Annotated in this window: 4 protein-coding genes; all 4 read left to right on the forward strand. The window is 60.2% G+C overall.

What is annotated here, in order from left to right:
- Positions 1-216: 216 nt before the first annotated feature.
- The gene (locus tag ACT67G_RS02690) at positions 217-912 is read left to right on the forward strand and encodes an anaerobic ribonucleoside-triphosphate reductase activating protein (protein ID WP_443662906.1); all 696 of its coding nucleotides are present in this window, start codon (positions 217-219) and stop codon (positions 910-912) included.
- A 154-nt stretch (positions 913-1,066) separates the two neighbouring features.
- Positions 1,067-3,457 carry a ribonucleoside triphosphate reductase gene (locus tag ACT67G_RS02695; RefSeq protein ID WP_443662907.1) on the forward strand — a complete coding sequence of 797 codons (2,391 nt, stop codon included), beginning with the start codon at positions 1,067-1,069 and terminating at the stop codon, positions 3,455-3,457.
- 76 nt (positions 3,458-3,533) lie between these two features.
- Positions 3,534-4,454 carry an NAD(P)/FAD-dependent oxidoreductase gene (locus tag ACT67G_RS02700; RefSeq protein WP_443662908.1) on the forward strand — a complete coding sequence of 307 codons (921 nt, stop codon included), beginning with the start codon at positions 3,534-3,536 and terminating at the stop codon, positions 4,452-4,454.
- A gap of 262 nt (positions 4,455-4,716) precedes the next feature.
- Positions 4,717-5,195: GntR family transcriptional regulator (locus tag ACT67G_RS02705; protein ID WP_443662909.1), on the forward strand; the 479-nt coding region annotated here is incomplete at its 3' end.

Below are 5,195 nucleotides of genomic sequence, written 5' to 3' on the forward strand. Positions count from 1 at the left end.
CAGCTGAAGCTGCCGGGGGACTTTTTTCGTCTTGTGCCCGGGGTCATAACGTACCGATTGCTGCCGCTCCGGCGGCCGCCCGCGCACAGCTCGGCTTCACTTTCATCAACCAGACCCCGTGGGATTTTCCACCTGCCTGTTGCACATATCACTTGATATTGTGGTATTTCTGCGATAGAATAACAACATCTGGTGAATTTGGAAGGGGCGGGTACAATGTATCTATGCGGACTGCAAAAACTGGCCATGGTGGACTACCCTGGCAAACTGGCGGCTACCGTGTTCACCGGCGGGTGCAACCTGCGCTGTCCCTTCTGCCACAACGCCCTGCTGGTAACACGGCTGGATGAGACGCCGGAACTAGGCGAGGAGGCGGTCCTCTCCTTTCTCGCCACCCGTACCAAGCTGCTGGACGGCGTGGTTCTCTCCGGCGGCGAACCTCTGCTGCAGCCCGACGCGGCAGACTTCCTGCGGAAGATCCGGCAGATGGGCTTTGCAGTGAAACTGGACACCAACGGCTTCTTTCCCGACCGGCTCTCGGCCATTTTGGAGGAGGGACTGGTGGACTACGTGGCCATGGACATCAAGAACGCGCCGGAAAAGTATCCCATTACCTGCGGCATCCCCGGGCTGGACACCGCCCCGGTGGCCGAGAGCGTGAAGCTGCTGCGGCAAAGCGGCGTGGACTTCGAGTTCCGCACCACCCTGGTTCGGGAGTTCCACACCCCGGAGGATCTCCTGGCCATCGGACGGTGGCTGGAGAGCTCTCCCCGGTACTTTCTGCAGGCCTTTGTGGACTCCGGAAACCTGGTGGGCAGCGGATGCAGCCCCTTTACCCCCCAGGAAATGCGCGATTTCTCCCTGTTGCTCCGCCCCTTCTTCGGGGAAGTCAACCTTCGGGGTATAGACTAAATCTAGTGAGCATTCAGCATTTTTTACGAAAAGAAACCCAATATCTTGTGTCCCAACCGCATTGACTTCCCCGCAGGATATGATAGAATGTTATCTACAGGCGCTTGCCGGAAACGCAGCGCACCGGAAAATACGAGAGAAAGCAGGGGTCTTCATGTATCAGGTAGTGAAGCGTGACGGCAAAATCGCCGAGTTCAATCTTTCCAAGATCAGCATGGCCATTACCAAGGCCTTTGAAGCCACCAACAAGGAGTACAATCCCGATATCATCGATCTGCTGGCCCTGAAAGTAACGGCGGATTATCAGGAGAAGATCTCCGACGGCAAGATCACCGTGGAGGACATCCAGGACAGCGTGGAGAAGGTCCTCTCCGAGGCCGGCTACGCCGATGTGGCCAAAGCCTATATCCTCTACCGCAAGCAGCGGGAGAAGATCCGCAACCTGAACTCCACCGTGCTGGACTACAAGGAGCTGGTGAACAACTACCTGCACATCAACGACTGGCGGGTGAAGGAGAACTCCACGGTCACCTATTCCGTGGGCGGATTGATCCTCTCCAACTCCGGTGCCATCACCGCCAACTACTGGCTCAGCGAGATCTATGATCCTGAGATTGCCAATGCCCACAAGAGCGGCGACATCCATCTCCATGACCTCTCCATGCTCACCGGCTACTGCGCCGGCTGGAGCCTCAAGCAGCTGATCCAGCAGGGCCTTGGGATCCCCGGCAAGATCAACTCCACCCCGGCAAGCCACCTTTCCACTCTGTGCAACCAGATGGTGAACTTCCTGGGCATCATGCAGAACGAGTGGGCCGGCGCCCAGGCGTTCAGCTCCTTCGATACCTATCTTGCCCCCTTTGTCAAGGTGGACAAGCTCACCCAGAAGGAAGTCAAGCAGTGCATCCAGTCCTTCGTCTTCGGCGTCAACACGCCTTCCCGCTGGGGCACTCAGGCCCCCTTCTCCAACATCACCCTGGACTGGACCGTGCCCAAGGATCTGGAGAACCTCCCCGCCATCGTGGGCGGCAAGGAGCAGGACTTCACCTACGGCGACTGCAAGAAGGAAATGGACATGGTGAACAAGGCGTTCATCGAGATCATGACCGAGGGCGACGCCGACGGCCGGGGCTTCCAGTACCCCATCCCCACCTACTCCATCACCAAGGACTTCGACTGGTCCGACACGGAGAACAACCGTCTCCTCTTTGAGATGACCGCCAAATACGGCACTCCCTACTTCTCCAACTACATCAACTCCGACATGGAGCCCAGCGACGTGCGCAGCATGTGCTGCCGCCTGCGTCTGGACCTGCGGGAGCTGCGCAAGAAGTCCGGCGGCTACTTCGGCTCCGGTGAGTCCACCGGCTCCGTGGGCGTGGTCACCATCAACCTGCCCCGGATCGCCTACCTCTCCAAGACCCCCGAAGAGTTCTACCAGCGTCTGGATCACGTCATGGACATTGCCGCCCGGAGCCTCAAGACCAAGCGCACCGTCATCACCAAGCTGATGGACGCCGGCCTCTATCCCTACACCAAGCACTATCTGGGCACCTTTGACAACCACTTCTCCACCATCGGCCTCATCGGCATGAACGAGGTGGGCCTCAACGCCAAGTGGCTGCGCAAGGATCTGACTCATCCCGAGACCCAGGCCTTCGCCAAGGACGTCCTCAACCATATGCGGGAGCGCCTGTCTGACTATCAGGAGCAGTACGGCGACCTCTACAACCTGGAGGCCACCCCCGCCGAGTCCACCACCTACCGGCTGGCCAAGCACGATGTGGAGAAGTACCCCGACATCATCACCGCCGCCAAGAATCCCGGCGACACCCCCTACTACACCAACTCCTCTCATCTGCCTGTGGGCTGCACGGATGATATCTTTGAGGCTCTGGCGGTGCAGGATGATCTCCAGACCCTCTACACCTCCGGCACCGTGTTCCACGCCTTCCTGGGCGAGAAGCTGCCGGACTGGAAGGCGGCCGCCGACCTGGTGCGCAAAATCGCGGAGAACTTCAAGCTCCCCTACTACACCATGTCCCCCACCTACTCCATCTGCCCCGAGCACGGCTACATCTCCGGCGAACATTTCACCTGCCCCACCTGCGGCAAGACCACCGAGGTCTGGAGCCGCATCACCGGCTACTATCGTCCCATCCAGAACTGGAACGACGGCAAGGTGCAGGAGTTCAAGGACCGCAAGGAGTACGACGTGGGTGCCTCCCATCTGGAGGGCCGCCGCCTGTGCGACCGGGAAAACACCGGTACCTGCGCCAACGCCCCCACAGAGCCCGCTTCCGCCTCTGGTGCCGAGGAGCTCTACCTCTTCACCACCAAGACCTGCCCCAACTGCAAGATCGCCAAGAACGAGCTGGAGAAGGCCGGCCTTGCCTATCAGGTGATGGACGTGGCCGAGCATATGGATCTGGTGAACGAGTACGGCATCCAGCAGGCTCCCACGCTGATCGTCCGTCACGGCGACCAGGTGGAAAAGCTGGTGAATGCCTCCGTCATCAAGAAGTACGCCGCCACCCACGAATAAACAGCTACCAACGAATCAACAGGAGGGATCCCGGATCCCTCCTGTTTGACGCTATCCCATCTTGAGGAGAATTGCTATGGCTGAACATTTTGACATTCTCATTATCGGCGGAGGTCCGGCGGGCCTTACCGCCGCCCTGTACGCCCGCCGGGCAGGCAAATCCGTGCTGGTGCTGGAAAAGGCCGCCGTAGGGGGCCAGATTGCCTCTTCTCCCCGGGTGGAAAACTTCCCGGGCATCCTCTCCGTCTCCGGAGCGGAGCTGGCGGACCGCCTCTATGAGCAGGCAGACCGGGTCGGCGCCCGCATCGAGCTGGAGGAGGTGCTGGAGGTCCGGGACGGTTCTCCTAAGACCGTTGTGACGGACTACGGCACCTATACCTGCGACGCACTGATCCTGGCTACCGGCATGAAGCATCGGTCTCTGGGCCTTCCCGGAGAGGACACCCTCTCCGGCATCTCCTACTGTGCCGTGTGCGACGGGGCCTTCTACGCCGGGAAAGATGTAGCTGTGGCAGGGGGCGGCAACACCGCCGTCCAGGACGCCCTGTTTCTCTCGGAACTGTGCCGCCATGTGACGGTGATCCACCGGCGGGACACCTTCCGGGCGGACCCCGTGCTGGTAGACGCCCTGAAGCGGCGGGAAAACGTCACCCTGGCGCTGTCCGCCACGGTGGAGGCCCTGCTGGGCCAGGAATCCCTCACAGGACTCCGCCTGCGGGACACCGCCACCGGTGAGACCCGGGATCTGGCAGTTTCCGGCCTCTTTGAGGCGGTGGGGCAGCAGCCGGAAGGGGCCTTGGCACAGGCCCTGGTGCCGGTGGATGGAACGGGCTTCATTGTGGCCGGAGAGGACTGTACCACCTCTGCGGCGGGGATCTTCGCCGCTGGAGACTGCCGGGTGAAATCCGTCCGGCAGCTGACCACCGCCTGCGCCGACGGCGCATGCGCCGCTCTGGCCGCCTGCCGCTGGTGCGAAGCCCTGGCCGCCAAAACCTGATTTTTCTTTCTCTGATCCACAGCAGCGCCGTCCGGAGGCTTCTCCGGACGGCGCTTTTTTCCTTCTGCCTGCCCCTCTCCGGACAGCAGGGCATTTCTTTAGAAAGTCGCATATTTCTTTACTAAACCACCTTTTTCTTGGAATATTCTCAGGAAATAAATTGCCGTTAACAAAATTTTAACTGACACACCTATTTACTTTTTAAAGTTGGCAGTATATAATGGCAACATTGATACATAGCTTGAGAAGGTGAAATCGTCCCATGAAGCAAACGGTGGTTTCCTCGCAATATCTGGTCATCGCCCTGGATCTGGCCACCCGCATCGCCAAGGGCGAACTGGCAGAGGGCGCCCGGATCTATGGCCGCTCCGTGATGGCGTCGGAGTACAACGTCTCGCCGGAGACCATCCGCCGGGCCCTGCGGCTGCTGGCGGATATGAAGGTGGTGGAGGTGAAGCCTCAGAGCGGGGCCGTAGTCCTCTCCGCCGACAACGCCCGGCGGTACATAGAAAACTTCGCCCAGGACAGCGACGCCAGATCTCTGTACAAGCATATCCGGTCTCTGCTGCATCAGAGCGGGGAGCTGAACCGCCAGCTGGAGGAGGCTGTCACCGCCCTGGTAAAGGGCCGGGATACCTTTTCCGCCGCCGCCGAACCCTTTCCCAACTACGAGGTGCGGGTTCCGGAGGACTCTCCTCTCATCGGCAAGAACATCGGGGAGCTGAAATTCTGGCAGTCCAC

The organism is Dysosmobacter sp., assembly GCF_052306735.1.
Classification (GTDB): Bacteria; Bacillota; Clostridia; order Oscillospirales; family Oscillospiraceae; genus Oscillibacter.

Excerpts from the sequence above, each read along its gene's own strand:
- ACT67G_RS02690 (WP_443662906.1), top strand. The coding sequence starts at position 217 with ATGTATCTATGCGGACTGCAAAAACTGGCCATGGTGGACTACCCTGGC.
- ACT67G_RS02695 (WP_443662907.1), top strand. The coding sequence starts at position 1,067 with ATGTATCAGGTAGTGAAGCGTGACGGCAAAATCGCCGAGTTCAATCTT.
- ACT67G_RS02700 (WP_443662908.1), top strand. The coding sequence starts at position 3,534 with ATGGCTGAACATTTTGACATTCTCATTATCGGCGGAGGTCCGGCGGGC.